Raw genomic sequence first — 16,641 nt, forward strand, 5'->3', positions numbered from 1 at the left:
GCGGCCGAGCTCAGCACGAAGTACCGAGAGGCCGCAGGTTTTTTACAACATTCGTCGGATGGCTCCGTTACGACTGGCCAATACCATCAACCGTGCTAGGAGCCGCCGCGAGTCGCGGCGTGCTGGTTGGGTCTGGGCCGAATTGAAGGGGGAAGCGCATGAGCGACCAGGATCTCGAGAAGGTCGATTCCGGCCGAAGAGATTTCCTCAAGAAGTCGATCGTTGCAGGCGCCGTCGTTTGGGGCGCTCCGGCGGTAACCTCGCTGCCGGGCGGCCGCGCCTGGGCGCAGACGTACGGGGAGTGCTCGTGTAACGGCGACGCGTACGGGCTCCGGCTGATCATCCCGGCCCTGGGGCTCGATCAGACGCTCGGCGTCGACGGTAGCCTCGTCAACGTGTCCCCGATCGCGATCCCCGTCGTGGGCGGCAGCGTCGCCGCGACGGCGGTGACCGGCCTCGACGGCAGCAGCGTCAACGGCGCCTGCTTCGGCCGGGCTTCCGTCGCGACGCTCGACTTGCAGGTGGGACCCGCGCTCGCGCCGATCCTGACGGTCGCCGCATCCATCATCACGGCGGATGCGTCGGCCTCGTGCCCGCCCTGCGCGACGAGCGGCCAATCGTCCATCGCGAACCTGGTGGTCAACGGGATCACCGTCAACGCGACCAGCGCCTGCAACAACGACGTCCTGAACCTCGGGCTCGTCGTGATCAACCAGCAGAGCTGCGACGCGGAGGGCAACCTCACCGTCAACGCGATCCACATCACGGTGCCCGGCATCATCGAGGTCATCGTGTCGCACGCCGTGGCCGGAGCAGGCGACGGTGCGGCCGGGGGCAGCGACTGTCCCTGCGTGGCCTGCGCGTAGCTCGATCCAGGCGGACGCCCGTCCGGACGGCGCCGAAGGCGCCGGCCGGGCGGGCGTTGCCACATCCGGCGTGAAACGGCCGCCGGGCCCGGCGGGTGGCATCACCGCGCACACGCCCCTACCCTGAACAACGGGAAGGAGCGCAGCCGTGAACCCATCCGAGGCGTGGGCACTCGACGAAGGCTTCCGTGTGCTCGCGTATGCGTTCCGCATCCGGACGACCTCTCCTACGTGCGCCGAGCTCGTGCTTCAGGCCGTCGGCTCCTGCCGCAGCCCCGATGTCCCCGACGACGCGCCCACGTTTCATCTCGAGGACGGCGGCGAGCTCTCGCGCCTGACCCTGGACGACGCGCTGCTCCTCAAGAACGCGAAGCGCGGGAACGCCTTCGCGCGACTCGTCTGGCACATCATGAACAACGCCGTCGCCGAGGCACGACACGTGCTCGTGGTTCACGCCGGAGTCGTCGTCGCTCCCGACGGGAATGCCGTCGTGCTTCCGGCAACCTCGGGCGGGGGCAAGACCACCCTCACCGCCGGGCTCGTCCGCGCCGGGTTCGACTTCCTCTCCGACGAGATGATGGCGATCGATCCCGTATCCCTGCGCGTTCTCCCCGTGCCGCGCTCACTGTTCATGAAACCGGGCACGTTCGAGGCGCTCGGCGTGCAGCCGCCCGACGTCTCAGAGGCGGCTCGCCTCCTCCTCGACGGAACCTGGCCGGTGACGCCGGACGATCTACGTCCCGGCTCTCTCGGCGGTCCCGCCCCGGTCCGGACGGTCATCGCGCCCACCTACCGCCCGGGCTCCGAGACCCGGATCGAGCGCGTGTCGCGCGCCGCCGGCTTGTCCGACCTGGCCGGCCAGGCCTTCAACCTCGAGATGTTCGGCGGTGCGGCCGGGATCGAGCTCCTGGCCGAGGTCGTCCGCCCGGCGTCGTGCTACCGGCTCGCCGTCGGCCGGCTGGACGAGGCCGTCGCGGCCGTGTCCGAGGCGGCGGCCGCGCCTGCCTGAGCCGCGCGGCGCTCCTCGAACCAGGCGACCGTTCGCGCAACCGACTCTTCCCACACCGCCTTCGGCTCGAAGCCGAGCAGTCGCTTGGCGGCCGAGATGTCGGCGTGCGTCCGACGGATGTCGCCGGCGCGCTTCGGCGTGCGGATCGGATCCACCCAGCGCCCGACCGCGTTCGAAACCTCTCGCAGAACCTCGTTGATCGTCTTCGGGTCTCCCCCGGCCACGTTGATCACGGCGCCGTTGGCCTCCGGTCCGGCAGTCGCCGCGGCGATGTTCGCTCGTACCACGTCGTCGATATAGGAGAAGTCGCGGGACTGCTCGCCGTCCCAGTGAACCTCCGGGGCCTTTCCTTCAACGAGCGCCGCGACGAACGCGGGGAAGACCGCTGCGTACTTCGACTCGGGCCGCTGGCCGGGACCGAACACGTTGAAATACCGGAGCGAAACCGTGGAGAGACCCTTGAGGTGCGTCCACACCCGGCAGTACTGCTCGGCGGAGAGCTTGCTGACGGCGTAGGGCGACAGGGGCGACGGCGTCATCGCCTCGTGCTGGCGTCCTTCGGCGACGTCGCCGTACACGCTCGAGCTCGAGGCGTACACCACGCGACGGACGCCGGCCTCCTCCGCGGCGACCAGCAGGTTGAGCGTCCCGGTGATGTTGCAAGACTCGCTCAGTACCGGATCGTCGACCGAGCGCGGAACGCTTCGCAGGGCGGCTTGATGGAAGATCACGTCGACTCCCGCGCAGGACGGTGCGAGCCCCTCGGGGTCCCTGAGGTCGGCGCGCACGAAGGTTGCACCGTCGGGGATGTTCTCCTCGAATCCGGTGAGCAGGTTGTCGAGTACGCGGACACGCCATCCGTCGGCGAGCAGCGCGCGAGAAATGGCCGAGCCGATGAACCCGGCTCCTCCGGTCACCAGTGCGTTCTTCATCGGTTCCTTCCTATCCAACTCTTATCGCTCGAACGATCAGCGGAACGAGCGGACCAGATGCACGGCCGTGCGGAGCTCCGGCCGCAGGCGAAGCGACCGGCGGAACGCGACCCGCGCCTCCGCGGTCTCGCCCATGCTTGCCGACATAAGACCGATCCGCTTCCACCGGAATGCCGCCGCCCGGGGATGCGTCTCGAAGTAGTCCTCGTACATCTCGAGCAGCAACTTCTGGCACCGTACACGCTCCGCCGTCCCGTTGAGGTTCCGCGGTCCGTCGTGGAGCCGGTAGATCACCCCGACGCGCGGAACCGTCGAGACGATCGCATCGCGCGCAACGCGCAGCCACCATTCGATGTCCACCGATCCGGCGAACCGCTCGTCGAAGCGCGGGGCGGCATCGCGGGACACCGTGACCTGGCCGAGCTGGGGCGTCATCGCGTCCAGGATCGAGTCGTACACATTGCCCTCGAGGAGCCGATCGTCGCCGGCCGAACCGTCGCTCCCTTGCCGGAAGCAGACCGACACCGGTGCCCGCTCCATGCCCTCGCGCCCCATCGCGAGCCGCTCGGGGACGTACAGGTCGTCGTCGTCGAGGAACGCAACGTACCGGCCCCGCGCCGCGTCGAGGCCGGTGTTCCGTGCGGCCGGCTCGCCGCCGTTGGTCGGGCGCCGGACGACCCGCACGCGCGGATCATCCGGCCCCGTCGCTGGAACCGGGCTCGCGTCGTCGACGACGATGCACTCGAAGTCCTCGACGGTCTGCGCGAGCACGGAGGCGATCGCCTCGTCGAGCAGCGCCTGCCGGTTGTAGGTCGTGATGACGACGCTGAACAGCGGGTCCATCGAAGGCGTCCTCACCATCTCCGCGGCGGAGGCAGCACGTCGCGGCGAACCGCGAGCGCGGTCCGAACGCGGGCCTCGCGCATCTCACGGGAGACGGCGGTGATCACGCGTGCCGTGCCGGCGCGGAGCCGGGCGCCTCGCGGAACCCGCTCGAAGGCGGGCTCGTATCCCATCGCGCGGATCTGCGCGCCTGCGAGCGCTTCGAACAGCGCGACGTCCTCCTTCGTCATGTCGCGCGTCCAGTCGCGAAGCCCTTTCACCGGCGCCCCCTGCGCGTTGCGATGGTAGGCGGGAACGCCGTTGCCCGAAGCCCGATCCGGGTACGAGAGCATCTCCGGCGCGTAGAGCAGTCCTGCCAGGTCGCAGATCCGCCGGAGCTCGCGCTCGGGCTCGTCGACCAGGTCCTCGTAGTGGACCTCGAGGTACCGCTCGGGCCCGAGCGTGCGGCCGGCGCGCCGCGCGGCCAGCGTCCAGTGAGACCACACCTGCGCCGCCTCGGCGAGCGTATTCGGCCACCACGGCATCTGCAGCAAGGAGAGCGCGACGTCCCGGCCGTCCCGCACGAGGTGCACGAACCGTCCGCCCGGGAAGATCTCCGCCAGCAACCCCACGTCGAGCGCGTAGTTCGGGGTCTTGTCCCCCCAGCGCTCCTTGCCCTTCTCGGCGGCGTACGCCATGAAAACCGCGTCGATCACCGCAGCGAAGGACGGCCGGTCGAGGGCGCGCACACCGCGCAGAACCGTCTCGGCGTCGATCCCCCATTCGCCGAAGCGGTACGTGCGGATCACGTCGGCCGCCATGCGCTCCGCATCGACCGCGCCCGCCCGTCCGTACCGACGGCGAACCGCCCACATCGACGTGATGAAATGCGACTCAGGCGGGATGGCGAGCATCGGGTGCGCGTCGAGCATCGCGCGGAGCATGGTCGTCCCCGACCGCGCGCATCCCACCACGAACACCGGAGAGCCCGTCATCGCGGATCGCCTCCGAACGTGTCCGCGCGGGCGCGCCCCGGCCAGAGCTGCACGCCGGCTACGAGGCCGCCGAGCGCAAGCACGCCCGCGAGGACGGCCGCCTTCGTGAACGACACCCGGGACGCGGCGTAGCCCAGCGCCCCGGCGATCGCGCCGGCTCCGCAAAGGATGCCGGTCGAACGGAGCCGGGAACCCGTTCGCGTTGCCACGATGTCGTACGAGTGCAGCCGGTCCCCGGACGTGAGCGAGGCGCCCGACCCGAGCCGCCGCGCGACGGTGAACAGCATCTCGAACGCGAGCACGCCCAGGCAGGCTCCCGCGGCGAGCAGGCCGAGCCAACCGTTCACGGTCGAGACACTCGCGGTGAGCGCGGCCAGGAGCGTTCCGACCGCGTACGCGCCCCCGTTCCCGAGGAAGATCCTCCCCGGAAGGTTCCAGATCAAGAAGCCCACTCCGGCGCCGGCGAGCGCGAACCCGAGCGAGCGGATACCCGAACCGCCGGGAGCGGTCGTGGCGAGCGCCGCTCCACCGATCGCTGCCAGCCCGCCGGCCAGGCCGTTCTGTCCGTCGAGCAAGTTGGTCGCGTTCGCGCAGGCGAGCGTCAGCGCAACGGTTGCGACGCCGGCGAGCGCGCCGAGCGGCTCGACCTCGACACCGCCGGCGGCGAGCACCACGCCCGCCCCCGTCAACAAGATGAGACGGACCAGCGGCGTCAGCTGCCGGATGTCGTCTGCGAGCCCGGCGGCGAACGCGATCGTCGTGGCGGCGACGATGCTTCCGGGAAGCCCATCGCCGACGAGCGCGGAAGCGACCAGCGTGGCCGCGACCACGGCAGCGCCACCGAGGACCGACACGGGCCGCGCATGGATGGCGAGCGCCGGGTCGCTCGGCCGGTCGACGAGATCCGTGGCGAGCCCCACCCGCCGCGCGACGGGGACGAGGACGACGGCGATCCCGAGCGCGACTACGAAGGACATGGCCGCACAACCACCACGCTCGTCCGGCCGGCGTGCACGCTGATTTCGCCGACGATGCGCCAGCCGGAGTCCTCGAGCACCTTACGGGCGCGTTCGTTCTCGGCGTAGACGATCCCGCGCGCCTCGGGGACGCCACGGCGGCCCATGTCGCGGGTGGCCTCGTCCAGCACCGCCACACCCAAACCACGAGCCCGGACGGTCCGATCGACGCCCCAGACGAATATCTCGGCATCGGGGAACTTCTGGGCGCTCTTCGGGAAGCGCGCCGTCTCCAGTGCGCGCTTGAGGGCCACCGGCCGGATCAGCTTCGGAGCCGCCGTGATCGCGGCCGGGATCCCGTACCGCCGGAAGAACCGCTTGTAGAAGGCCGGAACGGAGTCCGCTCCCGAGGCCATCGCGACGACGCGCCCTCCCTCGTCCTCGACGACCGCAACGCTGGCGTTGGGGTCGCTCAGGAGCGCCCGGTACAGCTGGCGCATGAAACGGTCCCCCAGCTTCGGGAGGAAGGCGGACGGAACCGTTTCGCGGTGGAGACGAGCGAGCGTCGGGATGTCGGACCGGCGGGCCAAGCGGACGGTGAAACCCCCTTCGAGCGGAACCGAGGCCATGCCTTTCTCGGAAAGCACTCGTCGGTACTCACGCACGATGATCTCCTCAACTCTTCGCTCGTCGAACCATTCGACGGCGCGGGTGCGGGCGGCGGAACCGAGCTTGGCTCGGAGCCCCTCGTCGGCGACCAGCTTCTCGATCGCTGCGGCGAGGTGCTTCGCGTTCCGTGGCGGGACCAGGAACCCTTCGATCCCGTCGCGCACGACCTCCCGGCAGCCTCGTATGTCGGTGAGAACGAGAGGCCTCGCCATTGCAGCGGCCTCGATCGCCGACCGGGGCAGACCCTCGCGCCACGACGCCAGCACGAAGACGTCCATGAGCGCCATTAGGTCCCGGACGTCATCACGATGGCCGGCGAAGATGGTGTGCTCGCGCGCCCGCGTCATCTCGTCGGGCGGTATCGAGTCCCACTTCTCGGGATCGGATCCGCCCACGACCAGGAACACCGCTTCCGGATGATCCGCCCGAACCGCCGCCGCCGCCTCGAACAGCTCCCGATAGCCCTTCTCGGCCACCATCCGGCCGACGGCACCGACGACGACCTTTCCCGCCGGGATGCCGAGCTCCTCCCGCAGCCGCTCGATCCGCTCCGTGGGCACCGCCTCCGGATCGAAGAGCGTCAGATCGATCCCGTTGCCGAGCAGCCTTCCCTTCGGCGGCCGTGCGATCCGCAGGCGGGCCGCCCACGCGCGGTCCTCCGCGCTCTGGAACAACTCCGAATCGGAGAAGCGCGCCGCGATCCACTCGATACCGAGCACGGCGCCTTTGCGCGCCGGCCGGTCCTCCGGCATCGCGTAGAGCCCATGCTGTGTGTTGACCACGCACGGCACGCCGGCGAGGCGCGCCGCGACCCGGCCGAGGACCCCGGGCTTCGGGTTGTGCGTGTGCACGATGTCGAAGCGCTCTCGGCGCAGGATCCGGTAGAGCTCGAAGAAGGCGCGCAGGTCTGCGCCGAGGCTCCACCCCCGGGTCGCCGCGTGCCAGGGGATGTGGCGGATCCCCTCGGCTTCCAGCAACGGAACGCAGGCGCCGGGTGCGCTGATCGCGCTCACCTCGTACCCCTCCGCGGCCAGCCGGCGCAACTGCGGGCGGAGCATGTACCACAGGGTCAGGTCGATGGTGGTGATGTGGACGACGCGCAGGCGCTCACCGGAGCGGCGCCGGCGCTTCATTTCGGCCGCCACGGACCGCGACGCGCAGCCCGATAGAGGAACGCCTCGCCGTTGAGCCGACCGCGAACCTTCGCCCGGAAGAACATCTGGCCGTCGCTCCGCAGGATCGGGATCCTCGCCAGCCGGTACGGATCGACGGCGCCGGCACGGTTGACGCGCCAGCCGTCGAGAGCGGCGGTCGTGAACAGGCGGCGAGCGGCACGGTCGGCTTCCGGAGATCCGATGCCCCAGGGGTACGCGAAGTGGCGGCATCCGACGCCCAGCCGGTCCTCGATCAGCCCTTGCGAACGCCGCATCTCGTCGTCCGCCACCTCCTCGGTGGCGACCGACAGATCGGTGTGACCGTGCGTGTGAGATCCGATGGTCACCAGACCGGTCGCGACCGCTTCGGCGAGATGCTCCCACGTGAGCGAATCCGCCGCCGCCGTGTTCACTCCTCCGGTCGCGAGGTACAGCAGCGCCGGCACCTTGTAACGCACGAGGAGCGGCAGGGCGTGGGAATGGAAGTCGAGCGTTCCGTCGTCGAAGGTCACGACGACCCCGCCGTCGCCGCCGAGCGCCTGCTCGAGCGAACGCGGACGGTCCCGCTCCGTCAGCCTCGCCAGATGCCGCTCGAAAGCCGCGACGGACAGCTCGATCTCGGACCCATCGTCGCCCAGTCGGTGATACAGCAACACGACGACATCGCCGGGCCGGCGGCGCGTGAACAATCCTGCCGGCAGGACGGCCGCCTTCGCGGAACGACGAACAAGAGTGGCGAGCACGTCAGGCTCCGGCTTGGGTGAACGCAACAGGCTGCCGGAGACGGTGGCGTTCCTCACGCTTCGCGAGCCACTTCTTCGAGGGGATCGACAACAGCACGAAGAAGAAGGGGAGGAGCTGCACGCGCTCGCGTGCGAGGATGCCGAGGTTGCTGACGGCGGAGAACGCGACGATGAGCGCCCCGACCATCGCGATGGCGAATGTCACGTAGGGGCGCCGGCGCGCGAGTCGCGCAGCAGCGAACAGCCATCGGAACCGGAGGAGGGTCAAGATGACGAGGAAGGTTCCCTCTGCAGCGGCGATGAGCGCCGTGGGGGACCGCGCATCGACGAGGGTCGGGCGGAACAACACGGTGAAGATCGCAAGCGGAGCCCGTCCCGGCGAAGTGATCACGGGTGCGTCGAAGTTCGATTTCCCTCCGCCCGTCTGATCCGCCACTTCCTCAAGCGTGCTGGCGAGTCCTCCTTCGGTGTTGATCCCGGCTTCCTGAACGAACTCGCTCGCACGCCCGACGAAGAAGATGGCCGCTACGGCAACGAGCGCCAGCGATGCGATCTTGATGATCGGCCCGAGCTGACGGAGCTCTGGACGAGTGCGGCGCAGCACGATCCCGAGGCCGATCGCCACCCCCGCGAGCCCGGCGATGTGCGCACGCGGAAGCGCCGCCCACCACAGGCCGATCGCCGCGATGCCGATCCCCTTGAGCATCTTCCCGGTGAGCATGTTCGCGGCGCCGAAGGCGATGATGCCCAGACAGAACATCATCCATGATTCCTTGCCGATGCTCGACGGCCACACCAAAAGGGAGGGCAGGAAGAAGACGAAACGCGCGTAGGTCCGGTTCCGGCCCTCCGGGACCGCGATGGTGAAGGCTCGGTAGAAGAGGAACAGTCCGATGAAGGCCAGCCACGAGAAGAAGACGAAACCGCCGATCATCGTTCTGCCGATGACCGTGTACACGATCCCAGTAAGAACGTCGATGAAGTGGGTACCGGTGGCTTGCTCGATCCCGGAGAAGTCCCCGTTCTTGAAGTCCGCAGCCAGATCTGCTCCAGCGATGTCATACGCCCTCGCGTCTACGCCGCCCCCATACACGTTGGTCCCGAGGAAGTAGCGGACGAGCGCGCCGACGAGCTTCAAGACGAGCGCCAGGACCAGAATGTAGAAGAGCGTACGATCGCCTTCGCGTTTGGCCTGACGAGCGAGCATCGGGAGCGTGAAGGCGAAGAGAGCAGGAGCCACGACGACGGCGCCGAGCGCGTGCCAAACCGGACCGTCGCCGAAGAGCGACGAGAGGAGGAAGAAGAATCCCGCGAGCCCCACAGCACCGAGCGACGCCTGGAGAACCCCCCCGGTGGGAGGGGTCTCGCGTTCCTGCAGGATCGTGTCGGAGGTGCGAACCTCTTCCGTCGTACGCACCCTAGAACACCTCCAGATCGCCGATCGACAGCGCCCAGGACCCCAGGTCGTGCGGATCGGGGACGAGCGCGTCTTGCAAAGGGTTAACGACGAACGTCATCCCGCGGGGCGCCTTCATGTAACCGGAGCCTCGCACGGCTGCGTCGGCGGCGGTGCCCGGGGCGAAATGGCAGGCCAGGTGATCCACCGCAGCCGAGCGACGGACCCGCCGGAGCAGCCGGCGGGCCGTGGATCGGTCACCCGGCCGGACGATCAGCTCGGAAAGCGTCGTCTCCCACAATCCACCCCGGGGACGAACCCGGAAGATCGCGAGCCCTCGAAGGGTTCCGCCCTCGGTCTCGGCGACCGCACGATAGTCGAGGAGCGGGGCGTCGCCGTAGCGCCAACCGAGGTAGGTCGCGTCGCGCGGCGTCCGCAGGCGCGCGTCCGGCGGTGCCGCGTCGGCGAGCAACTCGGGGAGCCCCCGAACCTGGCCGAGCACCTCCGAAGACGCGCCCGCGTGTACGACCGGCGGCGTTCCCGGCTCCTTGTCGACTCCACGGAAGCGGGTGGCGAACCGGATCGGCCGCCGGACCCGGATCCGGATCGGCGCCTGTCCCACGATGCTCCATCCCATCTTGAGATAGCCGGCGAGGCTGGCGGGATTGGGAGTGTTGAACACGAAGTCGACACCTTCGGCGCGCAGGTCGTCGAGGGCCCGCAGGGTGAGCTTCGAGAAGATGCCCTTGCCTTGGAAATCCGGATGCGTTGCCGTGTCCACGGCACGCACCGCGCTGAACGTGCGATCGCCTGCGGTCCAGCGCCAGCGCATGAACGCTCGCAAGCCCGCGATGCGGCCGTCGGACTCGGCGAGGAGCATGTAGGAGCTGCCGAACGGATTGGCGAAGTGCTTCCACCGGAAGAACTCGGGAGGACGCTCGCCGGCCGGACCGCCGCCGAGCGACGCGCCCAGCAGCTCAAGCACGCGCGGCTCGTCCTCGGGTCGATAGGAGCGAAGGTCGAGATCGAGCGCCATCATCTCGTGGATTCCTCTCGAGTGCCTTGGGTGCGGCCTGCCATCACGACGGAGCGCGCGCCCGCCCGGTCGGCGACCAGCGCACGGTAGAGGCCGGCCATCCGGTCGATGCTCCGGTCGAGCGTGAAGCGTTCCTCGAAGATCCGCCGGCTCCGAGCTCCGAACCGCCCGGCCTTGCCGCGATCGGACAGCAGATCGTCGATCGCTGCGGCGAGCGGCTCCGACGTGCCCGGCGGGACGAGCGTAGCGTTGCCGTCGTTCCCCCGCTCGAGCACCTCACGGATGGCCGGCAGGTCGGACGCGACGATCGGCAGCCCGAGCGCCATCGCCTCGATCAGCGATCCACCGAGCCCCTCGAACAAGGACGGGAACGCGAAAAGGTCGGCTGCGGCCAGCACGTCGGGCGCATCGTCGCGGTGACCGAGCACCTTGACGCGCTCGGCGAGGAGCGGCCGGCGAAGAAGCCCGTCCAGTTCCGGTGAGGCGGCGCCGCGTCGCCCGAGCATGAGCAGGACGAGCCGCGGCCGCTGCTGTGCAAGCCGTTCGACCGCCTCGAGCAGGAAGCGCTGACCCTTCTGGTATTCCTGGCGCCCGAGCGTGACGACGACCTCGGCGTCGTCGGCGAGGTCGAGCGCCCGGCGCGATGCCCTGCGGCGGTCGTCGGAGCCTCGACCGAGCCGCGCGTCGTCCCGGCCCCGCTCGATGACCGTGACGCGATCCGCTCGGAGGCGAAGCGCCTCGACGTTGTGGTCCTTGACCGCGCCGGTGATCGCGTGGAAGTGCGCGGTCAGCCGTCTCGCCGTCAGGCCATCGATCCGCTGAACGATGCGAAACACCCACGGCCGGATCCGCGGATCGGCGAAACGGACCGGGTCGTATGACGTGTTGACGAGGCTGGTCAGAACCGTGACGGGCGTACCGATCGCCGCGAGCCTTCCGACGAGGTCGCTCTGAAGCAGCGTCGTGTGGACCAGGTCCGGTCGTTCGGTGCGGATGATCCGGCGCACCGCTCGAACTCTTCCGGGGAAGCGTCCGGCCGCGAGGTACCGCAGATCGAAACGGCCCCGAACCTGATCCTCGACGCCTTCAGCGCTGCGCCTCAAACAGACGACGATCGGATCGACGCCGCGTCGCCGCAAGCCGGGAAGCATCTCGGCGAGCGAGCGCTCGGCACCGCCCCCCTGCAAGCTGTCGATAAGGAGGAGCACCTTGATCCGTCTCGGATCAGACGCGCCGGCGGTCATCGCCTCTCACTCCACGCGCCGAGCCCGGCCAGCAGCGACTCCCACGCATCGGCGACCGGCGCGATCTCGAACCGCTCGGTGCAGTGCTCGCGCGCGACGCGACCCATGGCACGGCCGGCGGCCATCGCTTCCCGGACGGCGCCGGCGAGCGCCGGCGAGTCTCCCGGCGGAACCAGATAGCCGGTGCGTCCGTGGGCGACGATCTGCGGGATACCGCCGACGTCCGACGCGACGACGGGCAGCTCCGAGAAGGCCGCTTCGATCAGCACGGCGGGGATCCCTTCGGTCTTGCTCGGGAGGACCAGAACGTCTGCGGCGGCGAGCTCCTCGCGAGGCCGCCCGCGGGTGCCGATGAACCGGATCCGGCCGGGTGCCGCTCGAGCCGCGAGTTCCTCGAGTGAAGCTCGGTCGGGCCCATCGCCGACCAGCAGAAGCGTTGCGCCGTCGATCGACGCGATCGCCGACACCGCAACACCCACGTTCTTTTCTCCACTGAGGCTCCCGACGTAGACCGCAACCGGAGCCGACGGGTCGAGTCCGAGATGCTCACGAGCCAGCCATCGCTCCTCGGGCTCGATGGGCGGGAAGAGACGCGACGGCACTCCGGTCGGGATGATCTCGATCGCGCGACCGCCGAGCGCGCGGAGCTGCGTCGCCGAGGAGTCCCAAAGCGCGACGGTGGCAGACGCGCGTGACAGGATCCAACGCATCTGGCGCCGCCGGCGGGGCGTGTCCAGCCAGAACGATGGGTCCCCGATGTTGCGGTACACGAATGACGTCCGGGTTCCCAGCGTCGCGATCGCGCAGGCGACGACCGCACTCGAGCCGTGGGCGACCACTACGTTCGCGCGGCTCGCTTCCTTTCGAAGCGCGCGAAGCGTCCGCGTTCCGAGCGGCCGGTCGCCCAGCACGTCGACGGGAAGGCCGCCCGGCGCGGAGTCGCCCGTCAGCGCGACCGTCCGTCCCGACCTCCCTCGTTCCGCAAGTGCTTCTGCCAGGTCGACGGCGAAGGTCTCGGCTCCGCGTCGCGCCGTTCCGGTGATGACATGCAACACGCCGGTGCTGGTGAAAGTGGATCTCGAGGACCTGCTTCCGCGCGAGCGTTCGGCCGATGCCATCGCCACGACCGCGCTACCCCGATAGCGCGCTCAGAGCCCGCCGCTCGATCTTGCCGGTCGAGGTCTTCGGGAGCGCGTCACGAAACTCGACCATGTCCGGCACCATATAGGGAGGGATCCGCTCGCCGAGGAAATGGATCAGGTCGGACCGGCTCAAACCGTTGCGAACGACGACGAACGCCTTGAGGCGGTTCGTCACGAGCTCGTCGGGGACGGCGACGACGGCGCACTCGACGACGTCGGGGTGCGCGTAGATCGCCGTCTCCACGTCGCCGAGCTCGATCCGGTACCCGCGGCTCTTGATCTGGTTGTCGCGCCGGCCGAGGAACCGGTAGTTGCCGTCGGCGTCCTCTTGGACGAGGTCTCCCGTCTTGTAGATCCGGTCCGTGAGCGGGCCGCCGAACGGGTTGGCGATCAGACCCTTCGCCGTCCGTTCCGCGTCTCCCCAGTAGCCTTGCATGACGGTCGAGCCGCGAACCCAGAGCTCGCCGACCTCGCCGGGCCGGACGAGCGTGCCGTCCTCACCGACGACGTAGCACTCGACGTTGGGGATCCCCTTACCGATAGGGATCGGCTCGTCACGTTCGGGTTCGAGTTGGGGAACCTCGTACCACGTGCACACGTTTGTCTCCGTCGGACCGTACAGGTTCGCGAAGCGCACGCGAGGAAGCAGGCCCATCAGCTGGCGCAGGTACTTCGTCGGGAACACCTCGCCGGCGAAGAGAAGGGTGCGCAGCGTCGGCAGATCGCCGGGCTTGAGGCCGCCGCGCATCGTGAGCATGCTGAGGATCGAGGGCACCGAGTACCAGACGCTGATGCGTTTGGATTCGATGAAGCGCACGACCTCACGCGGGAAGACCGAGGTTTCCGGCGGGACGAGCACGACGGTCGCCCCGACCGCGGCCGCGGCGTACAGGTCGAAGACGGAGAGATCGAAATGCAGGGGCGCGTGGCCGGAAAGCCGGTCCTCGGTCGTGACGCCGAACTCGTCGACCGTCCAATCCACGAAGGTGAGCGCGTTCAGGTGGGAAAGCATCACACCCTTAGGATCCCCCGTTGATCCGGAGGTGTAGAGGATGTACGCCAGGTCGTGATGTACCTGAGCGACGTCGGGCACAACGGTCGGGAACCCGTCGACGTCGGATCCCGCCCACGAGGCGACCGACGACGGCGCCCCCTCGGGCACGGTATCCGCGTTGAGCACCACCAGATGCTCGATCGGCGCGCCCTCCGCGACCAGCGCTTCCCACTGGCCGGCCTTCTCCACCCCGGACACCAGGTGGGTCATGCCGGCGTTCCGAGCGATGTAGGCGAGCCGCGAGATCGGGGCGCGTGGATCGAACGGAACGTACGCGGCTCCCGTCGACATGATCCCGTAGATCGCGATCACCGATTCCATCGACTTGTCGAGATAGAACCCGACGCGGTCCCCACGGCGAACGCCGCGTGCGATCAGCAGGTTCGCGAGCTGATTCGACCGAGCCGCGAGGTCGCGATACGTGATCGATCGATCGCGATCCTCGACCGCGATCCGGTCGGGATAGCGTTCGGCCGACGAGCGAAGGAGATGATGGAGAAGGTAGTCCATGCCAGGTCCTTAACAGCAGGCGAAGAGCAGCGCAAGGCTGCGCTCGCTAAGCGAACTTGCCGATCGGGGTGACGCGGGCGTTCCACTTCGCGTTGTACGTCCCCGGCAGCTGATCGAAGCGCCGCAGCGCGATCGTGCCGAGCTTCGCGTCCTGGACCCGGATGAGCGAGGCCGCGTTGATCTGATCGGAGAGCCAGAACTCGTTCGCCGCGAAGGAGCACCCCACGACGTCGACGGTGTCTTCGCTCTTGGTCTTGTCGTCGACGAAACCGAATGCGGCTTTGCTATAGCCCTTGAACGTGCATCCGGTGACCTTGGTAGGCCGGTTCGGCGCCGCGGTGTGGCGCTCGAAGAGGATCGCGTACTGGTTCTTGCCGACGCCGTCGAAGACCACGTTCACGAAGCTGAGCGGAACGACGTCGCCCGAAACCGCGTGAACGAACGCCCCGGCGATGCCGTTCCCATACAGCGTGGAGTTCTTGTACTGGTACACGTTCTTGTACGCGCCGTGCTCGATGCCCGCCTTGCCGTTGTGGTAGGCGACGAAGCGATCGATGACCGACTTGCCGAGGTTGTTCTGCCAGGTAAAGATCCCGTTGACCTTGTTGTTGTGCGCGACGCAATCTTTGAACTCCCAGACCGTTCCGTCTTCGCGCGGCCCCGGATCCTCCGGCCATTGGAATCCCGAGGCAGTCTTGGCTCCGAGGACGCCGACCGCCACGCATCCGCGCGTCACGTTCCCTTCGCCGTGACCCAGCCAGAACGCCGAGAGGCGGAACGCCGGACCGTCGGTGTGTACGTACGAAGCGACGCATCGATCGAATACGGCATCGCGGGTCGCGTTCCCCGCGCCGGGATCCCACCAGTACGCCGACGACATCGTGTCGTGCGCGACACAGTCTCGGAACGTGACACCGTGGCTCGCGTGCGGAACGAAGGCGTGGTGTCCCGCTTCCCGGACGACGCAGCCCTCGACGATCGATCCCCGCGAGGCGTTGCCGGCCATGTGGAAATGGATGCCGTAGCGGCCAAGGACCCCATTCGTCCCTTGGCGCGGCCCGACGTGCCGGACGCTGACGAATCGGATCGACTGCTTCTTGCCCGAGTTCATGAACACGTGGATGCGCGCGCCGGGCTTCCCCTCGATACGGACGTTCCGCGTGAGGTTCAGGACCTCCGCGGTGAACGCCTTGCCGGACCCGACGTCGACCTTCGGGTGCGCGTACGCGGTCGAGCGGGACAGCGTGATGGTCTTGCCGCTGACCGAGCTGATCGTCGCGGTGTCGTACTCCGCGTACTGCTTGCTACTCACCGCGGGCGATCTCGTCGGGGTGATCACCACTTCATCGCCGGCGCGCCAGCCCGTGGGGACGTCGGCGAGGATGATCTTCCTGGCCCCTTTTGCGATGCTGCCCGAGGCGCGTACCCAGCCTCGCCTCGCGCTGCCGACCGCGTCGAGGACACCGTTGGACACGACCCAGACACCGACATCGGTGTCCAGCGGGAGCGCTCCGCCGCCCCTGAACGACGATTCCTTCGCACCGGTTATCGCGATCCGGTGGACGACCGACGACCCGGCCGGGCGCATCGTGAGACGTCCGCGCACGATCACGTTTCCTTTGCTCGTCAGCGTGCGGGTCTTCGCCGGATCGAAAACCAGCGAGCCGGCGGGGCCGATCACGACGCCGGCCACGGTTGGATTCACGTCCAACAGCACCGGCACGTCGATCTTCGCGACGTCTCCCGCCCCGGGGATCTTGCCCTTCCAGGTCGCGGGGTCGCTCCATCGAACGAGCGTCGTGCCCTGAACGACCGCATCGGTCGTGTCTACGGGTTCCGGCGAGGGAGAGTGCCCGTCGTGGCCCGCGGTCGGGCTGTGGGCCGGCCCCGGCGCCGCAGACTCGTCGGAGACGACCGGATCAAGCAAACGTGCGAATACGACACCGACCGCGCTCGCACCGCCGAGCAGAAGGAGTCGCCGGCGGCTCAGGCCGCCGTCATCGCTTGTGCCCCCTGGTTCGTTCATCCCCACACTCCGTGAATCGTCGCGCATCCCTTGCTACTTGAATTCGGGCGAACCCGTCGCTCGATCGTGGTCTGCCCTCGACCCCTT

Annotated in this window: 14 protein-coding genes; 2 read left to right on the top strand and 12 right to left on the bottom strand. The window is 68.8% G+C overall.

Annotation, left to right across the window (positions count from 1 at the left end):
• Nucleotides 1-158: 158 nt before the first annotated feature.
• Both WEB06_13975 and WEB06_13980 read left to right on the top strand, forming a co-directional pair.
• On the top strand, nucleotides 159-866 hold the full coding sequence (locus WEB06_13975) for a choice-of-anchor P family protein (GenBank protein MEX2556719.1): 708 nt from the start codon (nucleotides 159-161) through the stop codon (nucleotides 864-866).
• Nucleotides 867-1,014: 148 nt separating this feature from the next.
• Nucleotides 1,015-1,875, top strand: coding sequence for a hypothetical protein (locus WEB06_13980; GenBank protein MEX2556720.1), 861 nt, complete (start codon nucleotides 1,015-1,017; stop codon nucleotides 1,873-1,875).
• Here the strand turns inward: WEB06_13980 and WEB06_13985 are convergent.
• The 12 genes from WEB06_13985 to WEB06_14040 all read right to left on the bottom strand — a co-directional run bounded on the left by WEB06_13985 (nucleotide 1,803) and on the right by WEB06_14040 (nucleotide 16,554).
• The gene (locus tag WEB06_13985; protein MEX2556721.1) at nucleotides 1,803-2,807 is read right to left on the bottom strand and encodes an NAD-dependent epimerase/dehydratase family protein; all 1,005 of its coding nucleotides are present in this window, start codon (nucleotides 2,805-2,807) and stop codon (nucleotides 1,803-1,805) included. The two genes, WEB06_13980 and WEB06_13985, sit on opposite strands and share 73 nt — an antisense overlap.
• Before the next feature lie 36 nt (nucleotides 2,808-2,843).
• Nucleotides 2,844-3,650, bottom strand: coding sequence for a glycosyltransferase family 2 protein (locus tag WEB06_13990; protein ID MEX2556722.1), 807 nt, complete (start codon nucleotides 3,648-3,650; stop codon nucleotides 2,844-2,846).
• 11 nt (nucleotides 3,651-3,661) lie between these two features.
• Nucleotides 3,662-4,624 carry a sulfotransferase gene (locus tag WEB06_13995; protein ID MEX2556723.1) on the bottom strand — a complete coding sequence of 321 codons (963 nt, stop codon included), beginning with the start codon at nucleotides 4,622-4,624 and terminating at the stop codon, nucleotides 3,662-3,664.
• Complete coding sequence (locus WEB06_14000) at nucleotides 4,621-5,601, bottom strand: hypothetical protein (GenBank protein ID MEX2556724.1); 981 nt, start codon at nucleotides 5,599-5,601, stop codon at nucleotides 4,621-4,623. Before WEB06_14000 ends, WEB06_13995 begins: the two co-directional genes overlap by 4 nt.
• Nucleotides 5,589-7,382 (bottom strand): glycosyltransferase family 4 protein, encoded by a 1,794-nt coding sequence (locus WEB06_14005; GenBank protein ID MEX2556725.1) that lies wholly within the window; start codon nucleotides 7,380-7,382, stop codon nucleotides 5,589-5,591. Before WEB06_14005 ends, WEB06_14000 begins: the two co-directional genes overlap by 13 nt.
• Nucleotides 7,379-8,146, bottom strand: a complete 768-nt coding sequence (locus WEB06_14010) for a polysaccharide deacetylase family protein (GenBank protein MEX2556726.1) — start codon at nucleotides 8,144-8,146, stop codon at nucleotides 7,379-7,381. The genes WEB06_14005 and WEB06_14010 overlap by 4 nt, the downstream gene beginning before the upstream one ends.
• Before the next feature lies 1 nt (nucleotide 8,147).
• On the bottom strand, nucleotides 8,148-9,563 hold the full coding sequence (locus WEB06_14015; protein ID MEX2556727.1) for a hypothetical protein: 1,416 nt from the start codon (nucleotides 9,561-9,563) through the stop codon (nucleotides 8,148-8,150).
• Nucleotide 9,564: 1 nt separating this feature from the next.
• Nucleotides 9,565-10,581, bottom strand: coding sequence for a GNAT family N-acetyltransferase (locus WEB06_14020; GenBank protein MEX2556728.1), 1,017 nt, complete (start codon nucleotides 10,579-10,581; stop codon nucleotides 9,565-9,567).
• Nucleotides 10,578-11,822 carry a glycosyltransferase family 4 protein gene (locus WEB06_14025; GenBank protein MEX2556729.1) on the bottom strand — a complete coding sequence of 415 codons (1,245 nt, stop codon included), beginning with the start codon at nucleotides 11,820-11,822 and terminating at the stop codon, nucleotides 10,578-10,580. Before WEB06_14025 ends, WEB06_14020 begins: the two co-directional genes overlap by 4 nt.
• Nucleotides 11,819-12,877, bottom strand: a complete 1,059-nt coding sequence (locus tag WEB06_14030; GenBank protein ID MEX2556730.1) for a glycosyltransferase — start codon at nucleotides 12,875-12,877, stop codon at nucleotides 11,819-11,821. The genes WEB06_14025 and WEB06_14030 overlap by 4 nt, the downstream gene beginning before the upstream one ends.
• Before the next feature lie 76 nt (nucleotides 12,878-12,953).
• On the bottom strand, nucleotides 12,954-14,528 hold the full coding sequence (locus tag WEB06_14035) for an amino acid adenylation domain-containing protein (protein MEX2556731.1): 1,575 nt from the start codon (nucleotides 14,526-14,528) through the stop codon (nucleotides 12,954-12,956).
• A gap of 46 nt (nucleotides 14,529-14,574) precedes the next feature.
• On the bottom strand, nucleotides 14,575-16,554 hold the full coding sequence (locus WEB06_14040) for a hypothetical protein (protein ID MEX2556732.1): 1,980 nt from the start codon (nucleotides 16,552-16,554) through the stop codon (nucleotides 14,575-14,577).
• Between the last annotated feature and the right edge of the window lie 87 nt (nucleotides 16,555-16,641).

This window comes from Actinomycetota bacterium (assembly GCA_040905475.1).
Taxonomy (GTDB): domain Bacteria; phylum Actinomycetota; class AC-67; order AC-67; family AC-67; genus DATFGK01.

What these genes read in the sequence shown, in the direction of transcription:
- WEB06_13975 (MEX2556719.1), top strand. Translation starts at nt 159, where the DNA reads ATGAGCGACCAGGATCTCGAGAAGGTCGATTCCGGCCGAAGAGATTTC.
- WEB06_13985 (MEX2556721.1), bottom strand. Translation starts at nt 2,807, where the DNA reads ATGAAGAACGCACTGGTGACCGGAGGAGCCGGGTTCATCGGCTCGGCC.
- WEB06_13990 (MEX2556722.1), bottom strand. Translation starts at nt 3,650, where the DNA reads ATGGACCCGCTGTTCAGCGTCGTCATCACGACCTACAACCGGCAGGCG.
- WEB06_13995 (MEX2556723.1), bottom strand. Translation starts at nt 4,624, where the DNA reads ATGACGGGCTCTCCGGTGTTCGTGGTGGGATGCGCGCGGTCGGGGACG.
- WEB06_14000 (MEX2556724.1), bottom strand. Translation starts at nt 5,601, where the DNA reads ATGTCCTTCGTAGTCGCGCTCGGGATCGCCGTCGTCCTCGTCCCCGTC.
- WEB06_14005 (MEX2556725.1), bottom strand. Translation starts at nt 7,382, where the DNA reads ATGAAGCGCCGGCGCCGCTCCGGTGAGCGCCTGCGCGTCGTCCACATC.
- WEB06_14020 (MEX2556728.1), bottom strand. Translation starts at nt 10,581, where the DNA reads ATGATGGCGCTCGATCTCGACCTTCGCTCCTATCGACCCGAGGACGAG.
- WEB06_14025 (MEX2556729.1), bottom strand. Translation starts at nt 11,822, where the DNA reads ATGACCGCCGGCGCGTCTGATCCGAGACGGATCAAGGTGCTCCTCCTT.
- WEB06_14035 (MEX2556731.1), bottom strand. Translation starts at nt 14,528, where the DNA reads ATGGACTACCTTCTCCATCATCTCCTTCGCTCGTCGGCCGAACGCTAT.
- WEB06_14040 (MEX2556732.1), bottom strand. Translation starts at nt 16,554, where the DNA reads ATGAACGAACCAGGGGGCACAAGCGATGACGGCGGCCTGAGCCGCCGG.